13 protein-coding genes and 1 pseudogene are annotated in these 17,645 nt (G+C 74.9%); 3 read left to right on the forward strand and 11 right to left on the reverse strand.

Annotated elements, in window-relative coordinates; translation table 11 throughout:
• Positions 1-157: 157 nt before the first annotated feature.
• From ACIF6L_RS14605 to ACIF6L_RS14640, 8 genes and pseudogenes are all read right to left on the reverse strand, one after another.
• On the reverse strand, positions 158-1,471 hold the full coding sequence (locus tag ACIF6L_RS14605) for a cryptochrome/photolyase family protein (protein ID WP_396487152.1): 1,314 nt from the start codon (positions 1,469-1,471) through the stop codon (positions 158-160).
• A complete protein-coding gene (locus tag ACIF6L_RS14610) occupies positions 1,468-2,328 on the reverse strand; it encodes a DUF1295 domain-containing protein (RefSeq protein ID WP_396487154.1) in 861 nt (286 codons plus the stop codon). The genes ACIF6L_RS14605 and ACIF6L_RS14610 overlap by 4 nt, the downstream gene beginning before the upstream one ends.
• Positions 2,325-3,611 (reverse strand): class I SAM-dependent methyltransferase, encoded by a 1,287-nt coding sequence (locus tag ACIF6L_RS14615; protein ID WP_329491598.1) that lies wholly within the window; start codon positions 3,609-3,611, stop codon positions 2,325-2,327. The genes ACIF6L_RS14610 and ACIF6L_RS14615 overlap by 4 nt, the downstream gene beginning before the upstream one ends.
• A complete protein-coding gene (locus ACIF6L_RS14620; RefSeq protein WP_396487155.1) occupies positions 3,608-4,420 on the reverse strand; it encodes a DUF1365 domain-containing protein in 813 nt (270 codons plus the stop codon). Before ACIF6L_RS14620 ends, ACIF6L_RS14615 begins: the two co-directional genes overlap by 4 nt.
• Positions 4,417-5,745, reverse strand: a complete 1,329-nt coding sequence (locus ACIF6L_RS14625; protein ID WP_396487664.1) for an NAD(P)/FAD-dependent oxidoreductase — start codon at positions 5,743-5,745, stop codon at positions 4,417-4,419. Before ACIF6L_RS14625 ends, ACIF6L_RS14620 begins: the two co-directional genes overlap by 4 nt.
• Before the next feature lie 271 nt (positions 5,746-6,016).
• Positions 6,017-7,066, reverse strand: a complete 1,050-nt coding sequence (locus ACIF6L_RS14630; RefSeq protein ID WP_396487666.1) for a MerR family transcriptional regulator — start codon at positions 7,064-7,066, stop codon at positions 6,017-6,019.
• Complete coding sequence (locus ACIF6L_RS14635; RefSeq protein ID WP_396487668.1) at positions 7,060-7,278, reverse strand: DUF6480 family protein; 219 nt, start codon at positions 7,276-7,278, stop codon at positions 7,060-7,062. Before ACIF6L_RS14635 ends, ACIF6L_RS14630 begins: the two co-directional genes overlap by 7 nt.
• A 427-nt stretch (positions 7,279-7,705) precedes the next feature.
• Positions 7,706-8,272, reverse strand: a pseudogene (locus ACIF6L_RS14640) (sigma-70 family RNA polymerase sigma factor); the annotation flags it as partial.
• 218 nt (positions 8,273-8,490) lie between these two features.
• Between ACIF6L_RS14640 and ACIF6L_RS14645 the strand changes: the two are divergent.
• The gene (locus ACIF6L_RS14645; protein WP_396487157.1) at positions 8,491-11,328 is read left to right on the forward strand and encodes a SpoIIE family protein phosphatase; all 2,838 of its coding nucleotides are present in this window, start codon (positions 8,491-8,493) and stop codon (positions 11,326-11,328) included.
• Between the two features lie 350 nt (positions 11,329-11,678).
• A complete protein-coding gene (locus ACIF6L_RS14650; protein WP_396487159.1) occupies positions 11,679-12,821 on the forward strand; it encodes an ABC transporter substrate-binding protein in 1,143 nt (380 codons plus the stop codon).
• A gap of 114 nt (positions 12,822-12,935) precedes the next feature.
• Here ACIF6L_RS14650 and ACIF6L_RS14655 read toward each other — a convergent pair whose 3' ends face one another.
• From ACIF6L_RS14655 to ACIF6L_RS14665, 3 genes are all read right to left on the reverse strand, one after another.
• On the reverse strand, positions 12,936-15,299 hold the full coding sequence (locus ACIF6L_RS14655; RefSeq protein ID WP_396487669.1) for a M4 family metallopeptidase: 2,364 nt from the start codon (positions 15,297-15,299) through the stop codon (positions 12,936-12,938).
• Positions 15,300-15,949: 650 nt separating this feature from the next.
• Positions 15,950-16,159 carry a DUF6479 family protein gene (locus ACIF6L_RS14660; RefSeq protein ID WP_329491594.1) on the reverse strand — a complete coding sequence of 70 codons (210 nt, stop codon included), beginning with the start codon at positions 16,157-16,159 and terminating at the stop codon, positions 15,950-15,952.
• Between the two features lie 131 nt (positions 16,160-16,290).
• The gene (locus ACIF6L_RS14665) at positions 16,291-17,034 is read right to left on the reverse strand and encodes an SDR family oxidoreductase (RefSeq protein ID WP_396487161.1); all 744 of its coding nucleotides are present in this window, start codon (positions 17,032-17,034) and stop codon (positions 16,291-16,293) included.
• Between the two features lie 106 nt (positions 17,035-17,140).
• Here ACIF6L_RS14665 and ACIF6L_RS14670 point away from each other — a divergent pair, with 106 nt between their 5' ends.
• Positions 17,141-17,644 carry an RrF2 family transcriptional regulator gene (locus ACIF6L_RS14670; RefSeq protein ID WP_396487163.1) on the forward strand — a complete coding sequence of 168 codons (504 nt, stop codon included), beginning with the start codon at positions 17,141-17,143 and terminating at the stop codon, positions 17,642-17,644.
• The last annotated feature ends 1 nt before the right edge of the window (position 17,645 follow it).

Consider the following 17,645-nt stretch of genomic DNA (forward strand, 5'->3'; position numbering starts at 1 on the left):
GCCCCGGCCGGGTGGTGGGGCGCGCGCCCGCCGCCCGGGGGCCGCCGGTGGGGGGGGGCGCCCCCGGCCGGGGGGGGGGGGGGGGGGGCGGGGGGCCCCCCCCCCCACCGCCGTTGGCGTGGCCGGCACGTGCGCCCGGGGTCAGAAGCGCCCGGGGTCAGGAGCGCCCGTGCCGGAACCGCGCGGTCAGGGCCTCCGGCTCGATGATCGGCGGCGGGTAGCCGTCGTCCAGGAGCCAGGGCCGGTGGACCAGCGGGCCGGGGAGGTGGGCGAGTTCGGGCACCCACCGGCGGACGTAATCGCCCTCGGGGTCGTAACGGTCGGCCTGGCGCAGCGGGTTGAGGACCCGGTTGGGCCGGGTGTCGGTGCCGGTGCCCGCGACCCACTGCCAGTTGAGCTGGTTGTTGGCGACGTCGCCGTCGACGAGCAGGGACAGGAAGTGGGCGGCGCCGATGCGCCAGTCGAGGTAGAGGCTCTTGGTGAGGAAGCTCGCCGTCAGGAGGCGGGCGCGGTTGTGCATCCAGCCCTCGTGGGCGAGTTGGCGCATTCCGGCGTCGATGATCGGGTAGCCGGTGCGGCCCCGGCGCCACGCCTCGGCCTCGCGCTCGTCGTGGTGCCAGTGGTCGTCCCGGGTGCGGTAGTCGCGGTGCGCGGCCTCGGGGCGGGCGGCGAGCACCTGGTGGTGGAAGTCGCGCCAGGCGAGCTGCCGGACGAACGCCCGTGCACCGGGGCCGTCGTGCCGCAGGGCATCGGTGGCGAGTTCCGTCGGGGACAGGCAGCCGAAGTGCAGGTACGGGGAGAGCCGGGAGGTGTCGTCGGCGGCGAGGTCGTCGTGCAGGTCGGCGTAGCCGTCGACGTCCCAGTCCCGCCGGCGCCGGCGGGCCGCCGTCTCGCCGCCGGGCGGCAGGGCGGGTGAGCTCGGACGGGCGGCGGGGAGGTCCTCGCCGCGGACGTGCTCCGGGGTGGCGAGCCGGCGGGGTGCGGCCAGCACGGTCCGCCGGGGTGCCTCCAGCCAGGCGCGGTGGTACGGGGTGAAGACCGTGTAGTGGTCGCGCCCGGCCGGGGTGACGCGGCCGGGCGCGACGACGGTCAGGGACGCGTCGTGGACGTGCAGCCGGTCGTCGAGGAGCTTGCGCAGCCGTGCCTCGCGCCGGTGCGCGAAGCCGCTCGCGCCCGCGGCGACGTGCACGGTGGCGGCCCCGGTCTCGGCGGCCACGCGGGCCGCCTGCTCGGCCGGGTCGCCCGTGCGCAGGACGAGCCGGGAGCCGGCGGCGCGCAGGGAGGCGTCGAGGTCGGCGAGGCAGTCGGCGAGGAACGCCTGCCGGTTGGGGGCGGCGAACCCCGCGGCCGCGACGGCGGGGTCGAGCACGAACAGCGGGACGACCTGGTCGGCCGCGGTGTGCGCGGCGTGCAGCACGGGGTTGTCGTGCAGGCGCAGGTCCTGGGTGAACAGGGCGATCGAGACGGTCATCGGGGGGACCTCGGGGACGACGGGGGCTGGGGGGTGCGGGGAGTTCGGGGTTCCCGCGGGGTCCGGCGGGGCGGCAGGGGCAGGAAGCCGCTGGTGCGGGCCGCGTACTCGGCCCAGCCGGGGCGGTGCGCGCCCATCCGGCGTTCCAGCATCGGCTTGCCGCTGCCGAAGGCCAGCAGGTAGGTCATCAGGAGCGGGCTGAGGACGAACGCCGCGCCGGCCGGCGTGTCGGCGGCGAGCAGGAACAGGCCCCACCACACGCAGGCGTCGCCGAAGTAGTTCGGGTGGCGGGTGTAGCGCCAGAGGCCGCGGTCCATGACCGCGCCCCGGTTGCCGGGGTCGGCCTTGAACCGGGCGAGCTGCCGGTCGCCGACCGCCTCGAAGAACAGGCCGACCGCCCAGAGCGCGGTGCCCGCCCAGGCGAGCGCGCCCGGCGGCCGGTCGGTGTACTGGGCGGCCAGGACCGGCAGCGCGACGAACCACACCAGGGCGGCCTGGAGCAGGTAGACGATCCGCAGCGCGTACCGCGTGCGGGCCGGGCCCTCGGGGGCGCGGGAGAGCATCGCGGCGTAGCGGGGGTCCTCGGGCGCTCCCCGGGCGCGCCACCAGAGGTGCGCGGACAGGCGAAGGCCCCACACCAGGACGAGCGCGGTCGCGAGCAGCCGGCGGCCGTCGTCCCCGTGCCCGGCCGACAGCGCGTACCCGGTGAGCGCCACCGCGGCGAACGCCAGGCCCCAGGCGACGTCCACACCCCGGTGGCGGCCGGTCCGCACGCCCACCGCGAACGCGACGAGCAGGACGACGAGGGCCGCGGCAGCGGTCGCCGCGAGGCCGAGGACGAAGGCTCCGGTGTTCACGTCGCCCCCTCCGCACGGGTCAGCAGCAGCTGGTGGACATCGAGGTACCCGGTGCGGAACCCGGCTTCGGAGTAGGCGAGGTACAGCTCCCACATCCGCCGGAACACCTCGTCGAAGCCGAGGGACTCGACCTCCTCGGGCCGTTCGCAGAAGCGCTCGCGCCACAGCCGCAGGGTCTCGGCGTAGTGCGGCCCGAACGCGTCGGTGCCGGTCACCCGCAGCCGGGTGTGGCGGGCGGCGGTCTCGGTCATCGCCCGCACGGACGGGATCCGGCCGCCGGGGAACACGTACTTGAGGATCCAGGTGTGGCTGCGGCTGCCGGCGAGCATGCGGTCGTGCGGCATGGTGATCGCCTGGAGGGCGACCCGGCCGCCGGGGGCGAGGACCCGGTCGAGCACGGTGAAGTAGTCCGGCCAGAACGGGCGTCCGACGGCCTCGATCATCTCGACGCTGACGACGGCGTCGTACTCGCCCTCCGCGGTGCGGTAGTCGCAGAGCCGGACCTCGGCCCGGTCCTGCTGTCCGGCCTCGGCGATCCGCCGCCGGGCGAGGGCGAGTTGCTCCTCGGAGAGGGTCAGGCTGACGACGCGGGCGCCCCGGGCGGCGGCACGCAGGGCGAGTTCGCCCCAGCCGGTGCCGATCTCCAGCAGCCGGGTGCCGGGGCCGACGTCCGCGAGGTCGAGCAGCCGGTCGATCTTGCGGTGCTGGGCGGCGGCCAGCTCCTCCCGGGTGGCGGTCGGCCGACGGTCCGGTCCGGCGGCGAAGAGCGCCGAGGAGTAGGTCATCGTCGGGTCGAGGAACAGGGCGAACAGGTCGTTGGACAGGTCGTAGTGCCGGCGGACGTTGCTCCGGGCGTTCGCCGCGGTGGGCAGTTCCGCCGCCGGCGGGCGCCGGACGTAGAAGCGGCGCAGCCAGCGCGCGCCGGCCGGGACGAGGGTCTCGGGGGCGCTGGCCAGCGCGGTGAGGAGGGCGACCAGGTCGGGGCTGTCCCAGTCGCCGGCCTGGTAGGACTCGCCGAAGCCGATCAGGCCGCTCTCGCCGAGGCGGTGGAGGAAGGCCCGCGGGTGGTGCAGGCGCAGCACCGGCGCGCCGGGCGGGGCGGGGCGCAGGGCCCGGCCGCCGGGGAGTTCGACGAGCAGGCCGCGCCGCGCGGCGACCCGGCGCAGCAGGCGTCCGGCGACGGCCGCGCGCAGCGGCACGTGCGGCACCCTGGCGACGTCCGGCCAGCGGGCGGGATCGACGACGGGCGTCGGCCTCGCCGTCGGGGGAACCGTGGTCGTCATGGGGCGGGCACCTCTTCCGTGGGCACTTCCGTGGGCTCTTCCGTGGGCGTGGACCGCTCTGCGCACCGGTCCGGGCCGGCGGTCGGGCGGGGGTGGACGGGCAGGCCGCTCAGCCAGAGGCGGACGCCCCGGTAGCGGATGTGGAGGCTGACGGCCCAGGTGGCGAGGGGGTGGGCGAGCGCGGCACGCAGCAGGGCGGCGGGGCCGGCCGGGCGGCCGGTGCCGCGGACGGTGGCCGTGAAGGCGCGGCCGCCGCCGCGGTCCAGGTGGACGGTCAGGGCCAGCCGCTCCCCCGGCTCCGGCAGCACCATCCGGTAGCGTCCGTCGACCGGGAAGAACGGTGAGACGTAGAAGTCCTTGGGGGTCTCGGCACGGCCGCCGGGATCGGGCGGCAGCAGGTAGCGGTGGCGGCCGCCGTAGGTGTTGTGGACCTCGACGACCGTGCAGAGCGGGTGGCCCGCGCCGTCGCGGCACCAGTACACGGTCAGCGGGTTGAACACGTGCCCGAGCGACCGCGCCTGGGTGAGCATCAGGATCCGGCCCTCGCCGAGCCGTACGCCGTGCTCGGCCAGGTACCGGTCGATTTCCTGACGGATCGTCAACTCTCGTGCACCCCGGTCGATCCGGTGGTCCCGCGGGCGGAAGGAGGCCAGCGGACGCAGTGGCCACGGCACCCGGGGGAGGCGGTCCGGGTCGACCAGCCACAGGTAGCCGCGGTGGCGGAACGGCGGCCTGGGTGGATCGGTGCGCACATGGGTGGTGAGGGTGTCGTAGAGGACCGCGCCCCAGGGCCCGGGCGGGGTGGTCACGGCGCGCCCACCCCCAGCAGCGACCGGGCCGCCTCGACCCCGGAGCGGCAGCCGTCCTCGTGGAAGCCCCAGCCGTGGTAGGCGCCGGCGAACGCGGTGCGGGCCGTGGCGAGTTCGGGCAGCCGGCGCTGCGCGGCGAGGGTGCCCGCGGTGTAGACCGGGTGCTCGTAGACGGTGCGGGAGACCATCAGGTGCTCCGGGACGGGCTGGTCCCGGTCCTCGTTGAGGGTGACCAGGTAGTCGTCGTCGGCGTCCAGCCGGAGCAGCCGGTTGAGGTGGTAGCTGACCCGTACCCGGTCCGAGGGGGCGGTGCAGTGGGGCATCCGGTAGTTCCACGAGGCGCGGGCCCACCGGGCGGTGGGCAGCACGGAGGGGTCGCGGTGCAGCACGGTCGGGTTGCGCGAGTAGGTGAAGGCGCTGAGGATCTCCAGCTCCGCGTCGGTCGGATCGGCGAGCAGGCGCAGCGCCTGGTCGGCGTGGGTGGCGACGACGACGGCGTCGGCCTCGGTCCGGTGTCCGTCCGCGGTGACGACGCTGACCCCGTCCGGGTGCCGGCGCACCGCCCGGACCGGGGCGGACCGGCGGACGGTGGTGAGCCGCTCGGCGATCCTCTCCACGTACGTGCGGGAGCCGCCGACGACGGTCCGCCAGGCCGGCGCGCCGGTCACCCCGAGCAGGCCGTGGTTGTCGAGGAACGTGAACAGGTACCGCGCCGGGTAGTCGCCTGCCAGGTCGGGGGCGCAGGACCACACCGCGGACACCACCGGGGTCATGAAGTGGCTCACGAAGTACGGGGAGAAGGCCTCGGCGGTGAGGAAGTCACGCAGGCTGGGGTCGCCGGCGGCCGGGTCGGCGAGCAGGCGGCGGGCCCGCCGGTGGAAGCGCGGCACCTCGGTGAGCATCCGCAGGTACCGGCCGCGCGTCAGGGCGTCGGGCCTGGCCAGCAGGCCGGCCGGTCCGCGCGCGCCCGCGTACTCCAGACCGCACCCGTCGCACCGCACGGACATGCTCATCTCGGTGTCCTGGGTGCGCACCCCGAGTTCGGCGAAGAGCCGCAGCAGGTGGGGGTAGGTCCGGGTGTTGTGGACCAGGAAGCCGGTGTCCAGGGCCAGCGTCCGCCCGTCCCGTGCGGTCGCCCGCTGGGTGTGGGCGTGGCCGCCGAGGCGCCCGTCGGCCTCGAACAGCTCGACCTCCGTCCCGGCGCGGGACAGCTCGTACGCCGCGGTGAGTCCGGCCACGCCGGACCCCACCACCGCCACCCGGCGCGGACGCGCGCCGCCGTCGCCGCGGGCGGGGGCCCGCGAGGTGGAGACGATGCCGAACATGGTCACGAGAGCCCCTCCCGACGGGGCCGCGGCGCGGCCCGCTTTGTCGTTGCACCGGATCTTCGGAGCCGACCCGGTCCTTGGATTGGCCCGGCTCGTGGGGACCGGCCCGACTCGTGGATCCCGGCTCGTGGAGCGGCCCGGCGTCGGGCTGCGGGGGCTCGTGCGCATCGCGCACCGTGGCCGACGAGCGTCCGGCACAGCGGGCGGGACCGGCGCGGATCCGGCGGGGCCCGGCGCGGCCGGGAACCGGCCCGCCGGGCGGCGGAGGTCAGCCCGTGAGCGCCTGTTCGAGAAGGTCCACGGCGCTCGCGAGGGTGCGGGGGCAGGCGGCGCCGGCCGGGGGAAGGGCGCGGGCCCAGCCGGGGCCGGCGGCCACCACCAGGGCCCGGGTGCGGGAGCCGCGCGGACCCCACATGCTGCCGCTCACCCGGCGCAGCAGCTCGGGGTCGGCGGTGTGCCGGTCCTGGGACCAGATCATCACGGCGCCCGGGCCGATCCGGTGGACGGCGTCGAGCAGGGCCCGGAACGGGACGGCCGCCCCCAGCATCCGGAAGGGCAGGCCGCGCTCGGTGAGCGCCGCGGCCGTCGCCTCCAGCGGGAGGGTGTGCTGCTCGCCGGGCACCGCCGCGAGGACGACGGGCGGCACCGGCCGGGTCGGGCCGGTCTCCACGGCCACGCCGCGCAGGACGCTGGAGACGTGCCAGGAGAGCAGGTGCTCGACCTCGACGTACTGCTCGCCGTCGGCCGCCCACTTGCGGCCCGCGGCCCGCAGGGCGGGCATCATGACCTCCGTCCACGCGTCGACCACCCCCAGTGCGACGACCGCGTCGCGCAGGATCCCGGCGACCTCGGGTGCGTCCAGCCGGACCGCCGCCCGGGCCAGGCCGCGGCACTCGGGGCGTACCGTCCCGACCCGCAGGGCACGGCTGCCGCCCGGGTCGCGGCGGGCCGGGATGTCACTCGACCCCTCCGTTCCGGGCGGCCGGCCGGCGGGCGGCGGTGCGTCGTGGAGCGCGGCGCGGCGCTCGGCGAGGGCGGCCCGGGCCGCCTCGCCCGGCGGCACTCCGCGGGCCGTCAGGCGGCACATGGCCTCCAGGACCGCGATGTCCTGCCGGCTCCAGCGGCGATGGTGCCCGGCCGCGCGGTCGGCCGGGCCGATGCCGTAGCGGCGTTCCCACGAGCGGACCGTGGTCGGCGACACGCCGAGGCGGCGGGCGACTCCGCCGGTGGGCAGCCCCGCGTCCTCGGGGGCGTCCGGTGGGCCCGGCCGGCCACCGCCCCACGGGCCGGCGCCGTGCTCGGCGGGCAGGGTCACCATCCCCCGATCCTCCCCACCGCGAAGCCGACGCAGCAGACCACCAGCACGGTGATCACCAGGAGGGGGATCCAGCCGGGCCAGGCCGTGTGCAGCTCGGTCACCTCCGGGGTGGAGATGCCCGCGCAGGTCGACGCCTCGCACTCGGGCGTCTCGGTGGGCGGGCTCGCGGGCACGGGGCGCTCGTGCGCGGGGGTGCGGTGGTCGAGAGTCATGATGTCCTCCCGCTGGTGGGACGGTCCGTGGGCCTGCGTCGGAGCGCTGCCGCCCCGGGCATCGGGTGGGTGCTCGCGTGCGCGTAGGGGCTCGCGCGGTCAACCGTATACGCGGCCGCGGACGCCCGGTGGCGACGGCCACCGACGGTGGCCCGTCGTCAGAAGTGACGCTTCCATGCTCGCCCGCACGGCACCCCGCCGCCCGGCGCAGCGTTCCCGCACCGTTGCGCGCGGCCGGAGCTGGCGGGCCCGCCGGCGGGCTCGGGCGGATCCCTGCCGGCGCGGCGCCGCGGCCCGCTTCCGGCGATCGCGGGCCGCTCCCGGCCGGTGACCGGCCCGGGCGGCCGGTGCCGGGGGACGGCTGGGCCGGCACTCCCCCCGGGCGCGCTCCGCCCCGGTCCGGCAGTGCGAACGCGGCCCGGAGCCGGGTCAGACCGTCGCGGATCCGGGTCTTGACGGTGCCCAGCGGCACCTCCAGCCGGTGCGCGATCTCGCGCTGCGAGTACCCGCCGAAGTAGGCCAGCACCACCGCCTCGCGCTGGACGCCGCTCAGACCCGCGAGTGCCGACCGGACCCGCAGCCGGTCCAGCGAGCGGACGGCCTGTTCGTCCGGCGGGTCAGCCTCCGCGACGTCCCGGCGGGCGAGGCTCCGGTCGCGCTCGGTGGCCGCCCGGGCGGCGCGGGCGCGGTCCACGGCCCGGTGGTGCGCGATGGTCAGCACCCACGTCAGCACCGACCCGCGCTCGGCCCGGTAGGCCGCGGCGGTGCGCCACACTTCGAACAGGACCTCCTGGGCGACCTCCTCGGCGTGGGCCGGATCGCGCAGCGTCCGCAGCGCGGTCCCGTACACCGGCCCGGCGACGGCGCGGTACAGCTGCTCGAACGCCGCCTCGTCGCCGCGCGCCGAGCGGGCCAGGAGCCGCGGCAGGCCGTCGCCTGCCGGCGCCGCCCGCTGGAGGGGGACGCCGACACAGGTCCGCGTGGGTGGGGTCACGTCCCCACGCTGCAGCGATTCCGCTCCATCGGCCCAGTCGAATCGTTTGTGCAGCGTTTTGTGCGCGCGCCGCCCGGGGTCGGCGCCGCGCCGCCGACCGTGCCCGGGAGGACACCGGGAGCACGCCGGCCGCCCGCGCGGCCGAAGCCGCCCCCCAGGAGGGACCGGGCGGTCACGGTTTCCTTGCCAGTTCTGTGGAAACCAGGATAAAAGGGGGTATGAGCGTAAATTCGGGCATATTCCGGCGATGGTTCACCCGTCGCTCCGGAAAGCCCGGCGCCACCGCATCGCCCCGGACCGAGGCCGCCGCCCCGGAGTCGACGGGCGAGTCGGCAGCCGGGTCGCGCCCGTTCGCCGGCCGGACCCGTCCGGCCACCCGCAGCTTCGCCCGGGAGGTCTTCTTCCTCCAACTGCTGCTGGTGATCCTGCTCATCGCCGGGGCGCTGGTGGCCCTCGTCCTGCAGACCCGGCGCGAGACCCTGGCCGACGCCCGGGACCGCACCGTCGCCGCCGCCCAGTCCTTCGCGCACGCCCCGGGCCTCCTGGAGGCCCTGGACAGCGACGATCCCAGCGCGACGCTGCAGCCCCTGGCCGAGGAGGCCCGCAAGGCCGCCGGCGTCGACGCCATCATCGTGTACAAGCTGGACGGGATCACCCTCACCCACAGCGACACCACGCAGATCGGCAAGCACGTCATCGGTCCGTACGCCAAGGCCGCGCAGGGCATCTCCTTCACCCGGACCTTCAACGGAGTGCTGGGCCCGTCGGTGATCTCCGCCGCCCCCGTCAAGGACGCCTCGGGCAAGGTGGTCGCGATCGTCTCCGTCCCGGTCACGGTGGAATCGGTGCAGCACTCGGTGAACCGGCAGCTGCCCCTCTTCCTGGGCGGCGCCGGCGTGGCCGTCGCGCTGGCCGCCTGCGGCGCCGCCCTGGTGAGCCGCCGGCTGCGCCGGCAGACCCGAGGCCTGGGCCCGGCCGAGATGACGCGGATGTACGAACACCACGACGCCGTCCTGCACGCCGTGCGGGAGGGCGTGCTCATCACCGGCGACGACGACCGGCTGCTGCTCGCCAACGACGAGGCCAGGCGGCTGCTGGACCTCCCGCCCGACGCGGAGGGACGCCGGATCGGCGACCTGGGGCTGGACCCCCGCACCGCCGACCTGCTGAGCTCGGACCGGATCGCCAGCGACGAGGTCCACCTGGCGGCGGACCGCCTGCTGGCCCTCAACAAGCGCTCCACCACCCCCTTCGGCGTGCACCGCACCAACGTGGTGACCCTGCGCGACACCACCGAGCTGCGCTCGCTGTCCGGCCGGGCGGAGGTGGCCCGGGGGCGGCTGCGGCTGCTCTACGACGCCGGGATGCGGATCGGCTCCACGCTGGACGTGGTGCGCACCGCCGAGGAGCTCGCCCAGGTCGCCGTCCCCGGGTTCGCCGACGTCGTCACCGTCGAGTTGCGCGACGCCGTGCTGCGTGGCGAGGAGCCGGACGGGGCCAGCGTCCGGCTGCGCCGCAGCGCGGTCGCCGGGCTGGCCGAGGACCACCCGCTCTACCCGGTCGGCAAGCTGATCCGGTTCGCGCCCGACACACCCATGGCGGCCAGCGTGCACGACGGGCGCTCCCTCGTGGAACCGGACCTGGCCGGCTCCAGCGGCTGGCGCTCCCAGGACCCCGAACGCGCCCAGCAGATCCTCGACTACGGGATCCACTCGCTCGCGGTGGTGCCCCTGCAGGCCCGCGGGGTGGTGCTCGGTCTGGTGAACTTCTGGCGCGCCGGGGCCTCACTGCCGTTCGACCAGGAGGACCTCTCCTTCGCCGAGGAGGTCGCCGGCCGCGCCGCGGTGTGCATCGACAACGCGCGGCGCTACACCCGCGAACACGCCATGGCGGTGACCCTGCAGCGCAGCCTGATGCCCCGCGGCATGCCGGAGCAGCAGGCCCTGGAGGTGGCCCACCGCTACCTGCCCGCGCAGGCCGGGGCCGGCGGCGACTGGTTCGACGTGATCCCGCTGCCCGGCGCCCGGGTCGCGCTGGTGGTCGGCGACGTGGTGGGGCACGGACTGCACGCCGCCGCCACCATGGGCCGGCTGCGCATCGCCATCCACAACTTCTCGGCGCTGGACCTGCCCCCCGACGAGTTGCTCGGCCACCTGGACGAGCTCGTCTCCCGGATCGACGTCCAGGACGAGGACAGCGAGAACAGCGTCCAGGCGATCACCGGCGCCACCTGCCTCTACGTGGTCTACGACGCCGTGTCCGGGCAGGTGACCGCGGCCACCGCCGGCCACCTCCCGCCCGCCGTGGCCCACCCCGACGGGACGGTGACGTTCCTGCGCCCACCGGTCTCCCCGCCGCTGGGCCTCGGTGCCGGCCTGCCCGTGGAGACTGCCGAGCTGACCGTGCCCGAGGGCTCCCGGCTGGTCCTCTACACCGACGGGCTGCTCGGCGACCGCACCCGCGACCTGGACGCGGCGCTGGAGGAGCTGCGCACGACCGTCGGCGGGGCGGACTCCTCGCCGGAGGCCGTCTGCGCCGCCGTGATGGCGACGCTGCCGCCCGGCCGACCGGAGGACGACGTCGCGCTGCTGGTGGCGCGGACCCGGCTGCTGGAGCGCGACCACGTCGCCGAGTGGGAGGTGGCCCGGGACCCGGCCGCGGTCGGCCCGGTGCGCAACGCCTGTGCCCGCAAGCTGGCGGAGTGGGGCCTGGAGCACATCTCGTTCGGCACCGAGCTCATCCTCAGCGAACTGATCACCAACGCCGTCCGCTACGGCAAGGACCCGGTCCGGGTGCGGCTGCTCCTCACCCAGACCCTGGTCTGCGAGGTCTCCGACGGCAGCAGCACCGCCCCGCACATCCGCCGGGCCAAGGACACCGACGAGGGCGGCCGCGGCCTGTTCCTCGTCGCCCAGTACGCCCAGCACTGGGGCACCCGGTACTCCCCGCGGGGCAAGACCATCTGGGCCTCCCAGACGCTCGACAGCGGCGGGGCGCAGGACGAGGAGGCGCTGGGCGCCATGCTGCTGGGATCCTGGGACGACATCGAGCTCTGAGGCCGGTCACGGGGCGGGTCGGGCGGGGATTCGTGAGGCCGGCCAGGCATTTCCGGCGGAACCGCCCACCGGGCCGGTAGTCTGGTACTCAGCGTCACCGCGCCCCGGAATCCGTAACTCATCGTCACCACCTCGGAACCGGCCGCAGGCTCCGTGGCCCGGCCGGGCGACCCCGCGGTCGGCAGTCCTCCGGTCGGCAACGCCCGACCCACGGGCCGGACGCGGGACCCGTGGGTCCACGGGCCGCCGGACACCCCGCCGCCCGGCACCGGCCCCCGCCGAGACCTCGCCGCCCCCCCCCTTCCGGCGGCCCGGCCCCCGAACTTCCCTGCACTCCTTCTGGAGGCGTCGTGGTCACACCTCGTCGAAGCCACCTGGCCGCACTCGCCGCCTGCCTGACCCTGGTGACCGCCGGACTCGCCGGCTGCGGCGGCCAGAGCGCCGGCACGCCGGTGGCGGCGGCCCGCTCCGCCTCCGCCCAGGACATCGGCGGCATGGACGAGCTGGTCCGGCAGGCGCAGGCGGAGGGACAGCTCAACACCACCACGCTGCTCCCCCACTGGGCGAACTACGGCGGCCTGATGGACGGGTTCTCGAAGAAGTACGGGATCAAGGTCGTCAACGACAACCCGGACGGCTCCAGCCAGCAGGAGATCGACGACATCAAGCGGCTCAAGGGACAGCCCGGCGCGCCCGACGTGCTCGACCTGGGCGACTCCTTCGCCCAGTCCGCGGCCGCGCAGGGCCTGCTGGCCCCGTACCGCACGACCGGGTACGACCAGATACCCGCCGCCCAGAAGGACCACCAGGCCCGCTGGTACAACAGCTACGGCGGTTACGTCTCCATCGGCTGCGACGCCCACCGGGTGAAGACCTGCCCGAACTCCTTCGCCGAGCTGTTCGACCCGCAGTACAAGGGCATGATCGCGTTCACCGGCGAACCCACCAGCGCCGGGTCGGCCTTCGCCGCCGTGTACGCCGTGGCCCTGGCGAACGGCGGGTCGTTCGACGACATCCAGCCCGGTATCGACTTCTTCGCCCGGCTGAACGAGGCCGGCAACTTCAGCCACGCCAACTCCGACCTGACCGCGATCACCACCGGGAAGACGCCGATCAGCATCGAGTGGGACTTCCTCAACCTCCAGCACGTCGACCAGCTGCGCCCGGCGGGCGTGGACTGGAGGGTCTCCATCCCGTTCGACGGCAGCTTCTCCCAGTACTACGCGCAGGCCGTCAACAAGGACGCCCCGCACCCGGCCGCCGCCCGCCTCTGGGAGGAGTACCTCGCCTCCCCCGAGGGCCAGAACCTGCGGCTGGTGGACTTCGCCCGCCCGGTCCTGATGGACGCCATGGCCAAGAACGGCACCCTCGACACCGCGCTCGCCGCGAAGCTGCCGACGGTGGAGGGCACCCCCGCCTTCCCGAAGGAGTCCCAGGTGGCGAAGGCGCAGACCGTCGTCAAGAACAACTGGCCCACCGCCGTACCGAAATGACCGGCCGCACCGACCGGGGCGCGGAGCGAGGCCCGGCCCCGCCGGGCCGGGCCTCGCCGTGCACCCCGGTGCACCGGCCCGTCACCGGCCGGCGGAACCGTCCGGGCGGACGGTTCAGTTACCGAGGTCGACCGAGGTGTCGTCGATCAGGAACGTGGTCCGGGCGGCGAGGTCCTCCGACCCCACGAACCGCAGGTTGACGTACTGCCCGGCGTACGCGGAGAGGTCGACGCTCTTGCGGACGTAGCCGGTGGTGGCGTCCAGGTTGGAGTAGGTGGCCAGCACGGTGTCCCCGGCCTGCACGGTGAGCTTGTCGTAGGGGATGCTCCTGGTGCCCTCGTCGGTGGCGATGTCCACCCAGAAGCCGAGGGTGGCCCGGCACCCCCAGGGGATGTACACCGTCTGGGACAGCGTGTCGGTGTGGGTGCTCCCGTAGCCGTCCAGGAACGCCTTCCAGCTGCCGCTGCGCGGCGCGGTGTAGGGATTGGTGGAGTCGATCACCCGGGCGCCCGAGGCGAACCAGGCCGTCGGGCCCGACTCGAAGCCGGGGTTGGCGAGTCGCTGGGACGTCGCGCACTGGCCGAGGGTGTAGGTGGTCCAGAGGAACGACACGACGTCCAGCGCGCCGGTGGAGTCCTTGACGGTGAGCGTCACGGTGCTCTCGGCCTGGGCGGTGGGGGTGCCGGTGATCCGGCCGGTAACGGCGTTGATCGTCAGGCCGGCGGGCAGCCCGGTGGCCGCGTAGGCCAGGGCGCCGGGATTGCTGCTGACGGCCTTGGTCTGCAGGCTCACCGCCGTACCCGTCCTGGTGACCTGGTCACCGGGGTTGGTGACCGTCACGCCCTGGGTGAGGCGCGCGCCGACGTTGACCGCGGCCCACGCGTTGGCGGCGTTCTTGTAGGTCGGACTCGTGGCACCGTAGAGGTCGGCGGCCGCCTTGAGGGTGGCCGTACGGGCGGCGGCGTAGTCGGTGGTGGAGGTCATGTAGGTGCTCAGCGCCCGGTACCAGATCCTGGTGGCGGCGTCGCGGCCGACCGGGTTGACCGGCAGGCCGTCGTGGGTCGGCGAGTCGTAGTTCACGCCGTTGACCCGCTTGGCGCCGCTGCCCTCGGAGGCCAGGTAGAACCAGTGGTTGGCCACGCCCGAGGAGAAGTGGACGTCCTCGGACCCCACACCGGAGTACCAGTAGTCCTTGGAGTAGCCGTCCTTGGAGGGCTGGTCCTGGTAGCGCAGCGGCTTGCCGTCGCCGTCGATGTTGATCTTCTCGCCGATCAGGTAGTCGCCCGGGTCGGCGGCGTTGTTCGCCCAGAACTCCACGGCGGTGCCCATGATGTCGGAGGTGGCCTCGTTCAGGCCGCCGGACTCGTTGCCGTAGACGAGGTCGGCGGTGGCGGAGGTGACGCCGTGCGTCATCTCGTGGGCGGCGACGTCGATCGACGTGAGCGGGTTGGCATCGCCCTCGCCGTCGCCGTACGTCATGCAGAAGCAGCCGTCCCACCAGTACGCGTTGACGTACGAGGTGCCGTAGTGCACGCGGCTGTGGGCGGCGACGCCGTCGTTCCTGATGCCGTTGCGGCCCAGCACGTTCCGGTAGAAGTCCCAGGTCAGTTGGGCACCGTACTGCGCGTCCACACCGGCGGTCTGCGCGTTGCCGGTGGCGCCGTCGCCCCACACGTCGTCCGCGTCGGTGAACAGCGTGCCCGGCGTGTCGTCGGTCTCCTGGTGCCGCAGGTCGTACGTCCGGTGCCCGCCACGGGCGTTGTCGGTCAGGCTGTACGCGCCGGCCGACCCGGCGGTGCCGATGGTGACCTGACCGGAGTACCGGCTGTTGCCGACCCCGTTCTTCACGTCCTGGTACTCGAACAGCCTGCCGCCGGTCGCCGCGTCGGTGATCACGTGCAGCTCGGAGGGGGTGCCGTCGTGCTGCAGACCGCCGACGACGCTCTCCCAGGCGAGCGCCGGGCTGCCGGAGGCCGCCCAGACCACCTTGCGGACGGACTCGGACTTCGCGTCCTTCGCCCCCTCGGCCCTGGCGCGCTCCAGGGCGGCGGAGTCGGCGGACTCGGCGGTGACCGCCGCGAGGGCGGGCGCGATCGCGATGGCCGCGCCGGTGGCCTTGTCGACGCCGGTGGTGGCGCCGTTCGCGGCCGTGTGCACCACCAGGTCACCACCGAGGACGGGCAGTCCGGCGAAGGTGCGGTCGTACCGGGTGTGCACCGTGCCGTCCGCGTCCCTGGCGACCGCCTTCGGCACCAACTCCTCCTGGGCGCCGAGGCCGAGGGCTTTCGCGGTGGCGGCGCGGCGCTCCTGGGCGTCGGCCAGCAGCGCCGTCCGCTCCTCCTCGCCCAGCGGCGCCGCGAGGGCGCCGGCCCTGGGGGCGGGAGCTTCGGACGCGGGGGCGGGAGCTTCCGACACGGGGGCGGGAGCTTCGGACACGGGGGCGGGGGCGGCGTGTGCCGGGAAGGTGACGGCGATCATCGCGGATGCGGCGATCAACGCACCTGCGGCGACGGCCTTGCGGGGGGAACCTCTCAACGGAACTCCTCGTGGAGGCGGCCGATGTACGACCTCGGCCGGTGCAGGCCCGGACGGGCAGGACCCTGGCCGTCCGGGTGGAGCGGAACCGTGTTCGTCCGACGGAGCGGGGGCGGGAAGGAACCAAAGCGCTGACTCAACGTCAACTACCGAAGTTGTACGGCCATGTTGGACGCGAACGGCTAGCGGCAGCGTGCCATGTTTGCGCGGACATGTCAGCACCCGCCCGCCGGGTTGGCCGAAACCCGGCCCACCCGTCCGTCGCTTGACCCCCCGGGTGCCTGACGGTCCATCGGGCACCGTCGACTCCCCCACCGGCCCGAAGCCTCACCGCACCCCCGCCCAACCGCCGATGGTCCGCACCGGGTGGTGCGGACCATCGGCGACCGGCTCGATCCCGCCGTCGCCACCGTCCACCCGGGCTCCGCCACCACCGCTCACCGGCCCCGCGGGCACCACCACCCACACGTCCGCCCCGGTACCGGGGTCCGGTACCGGGGCGGAGGTCGTGCTGGGGCAGGTGCGGCGGAGGCCGGATGCTCACGGGTCGGCAGACCGACCCGGGGCCCTTCGGGGCGGTCCGGCGAGCGGGATCAGCCCGGCGGCGGCTGGCGCCGCGGGTCGGACTCCCGTGCCCCCGACAGGTCGACGGGCGGCGGCTCGCGGTCCTTGCGGCGCTGCCCCAGGACGAAGGCGAGCATGAGGGCGACGACCAGGAGGACGCCCACGGCGATCAGCCAGAGGTGTGCGCCCGCCCCGTCCGCGGCGAGTGGAGTGGTCCGGGTGAGATCGATGACTGCCATGCGCCGCGCCTTTCCGCTACGGGCCCGCGCAAACGGTGCGCGTCCGAGTACCGATGGGGCCGGGCGTCCGACCCAGGGGCGCGACACCCGCACCACTCGCCCGGCGCCCGGGCCCCCGCCCGGCGCGGCCCTCAGCCGGCGATGGCGGCCGCCAGCCAGTCGCGGTAGTGGGTGGGCGCGAGGCGGGCCTCGGGGCCGGGGGTGAGGACGTCGCCGCGGACGGCGGCGAACAGGCCCGCCTGGTCGTCGGTGACGACAGGGCGCCCGTCGCCCCTGGCGGCCAGGGTGATCCGGCCGAGCTCGTCCAGCGTGAACCGGTCGGGGCCCGCGATGTCGAGGGTGCCGGTCAGCGGGGCCGCCGTGGCCACCTCCGCGAGGACGTCGACCACGTCGTCGGCGGCGATGGGCTGGAGGGGAGTCGCGGGCAGCCGGACGGCGCTGTCGTCCGAGGTCCACGACATGGTGGGCTCCACGAACTCGAAGAACTGGGTGGCGCGGACGATCGAGTAGGGGGTGGGGCCGCCGCGCAGCAGGTCCTCCTGGAGGGTCTTCGCCCGGTAGTAGTCGAGCTGGGGCACCTGGTCCACGCCGACGATCGACAGGGCGACCTGGTGGCGCACGCCCGCCTTGTCGCCGGCGTCGAGCAGGTTGCCGACGGTGGTGCGGAAGAAGTCGAGGGACTGCTCGTCGAAGGTCGGGGAGTTGGTCACGTTGACGACCGTGTGGGCGCCGGCGACCGCCTGGTCGAGACCCTCGCCGGTGAGCAGGTCGAGGCCGGACGACCGGGACACCGCCGTCACGTCGTGGCCCTGCCGCTCAAGCACGTCGGCGAGCCGGGAGCCGATCAGGCCGGTGCCGATGACGGTGATCCTCATGGTGTGCCTTCCTTCGTGACGGGGGCTTCCCCTGGGGGCAAACCCGGATACCAGATGTCCGGGATAATACTCGGATAGTCTATGTCCGAGTCAATGTGGAGGCGACATGAAGCTGTCCGGCGGCGTCGAATGGGCGCTGCACTGCTGTGTGGTCCTGACCGCCGCCGGGGAGCCGGTGCCGGCGGCCCGGCTGGCCGAGCTGCACGAGGTATCGCCCAGCTACCTGGCCAAGCAGTTGCAGGCCCTCTCGCGGGCGGGTCTGGTGCGCTCGGTCCAGGGCAAGACCGGCGGCTACGTGATCACCAGGGCGGCCCACGAGATCACGCTGCTCGACGTCGTCCAGGCCGTCGACGGCGCCACCCCGGCGTTCGTGTGCACCGAGATACGCCGGCGCGGGCCGTTCGCGACACCAGCTGAGCAGTGCACCGAGCCGTGCCCCATCGCCCGCGCGATGGGGGCCGCGGACGCCGCCTGGCGGGCCTCGCTGGCCGGGGTCACGATCGCCGACCTGGCCGCCACGGTGGAGGCCGACAACGGGCCGGACGCCCTCTCAGGGATCGGGGCCTGGCTGACCTCGGGCGCCGACCCGCGCGGACCGGCCGCACCGTAGG

Source organism: Kitasatospora sp. NPDC086009 (genome assembly GCF_044540385.1).
In the GTDB taxonomy this organism is placed as follows: Bacteria; Actinomycetota; Actinomycetes; order Streptomycetales; family Streptomycetaceae; genus Kitasatospora.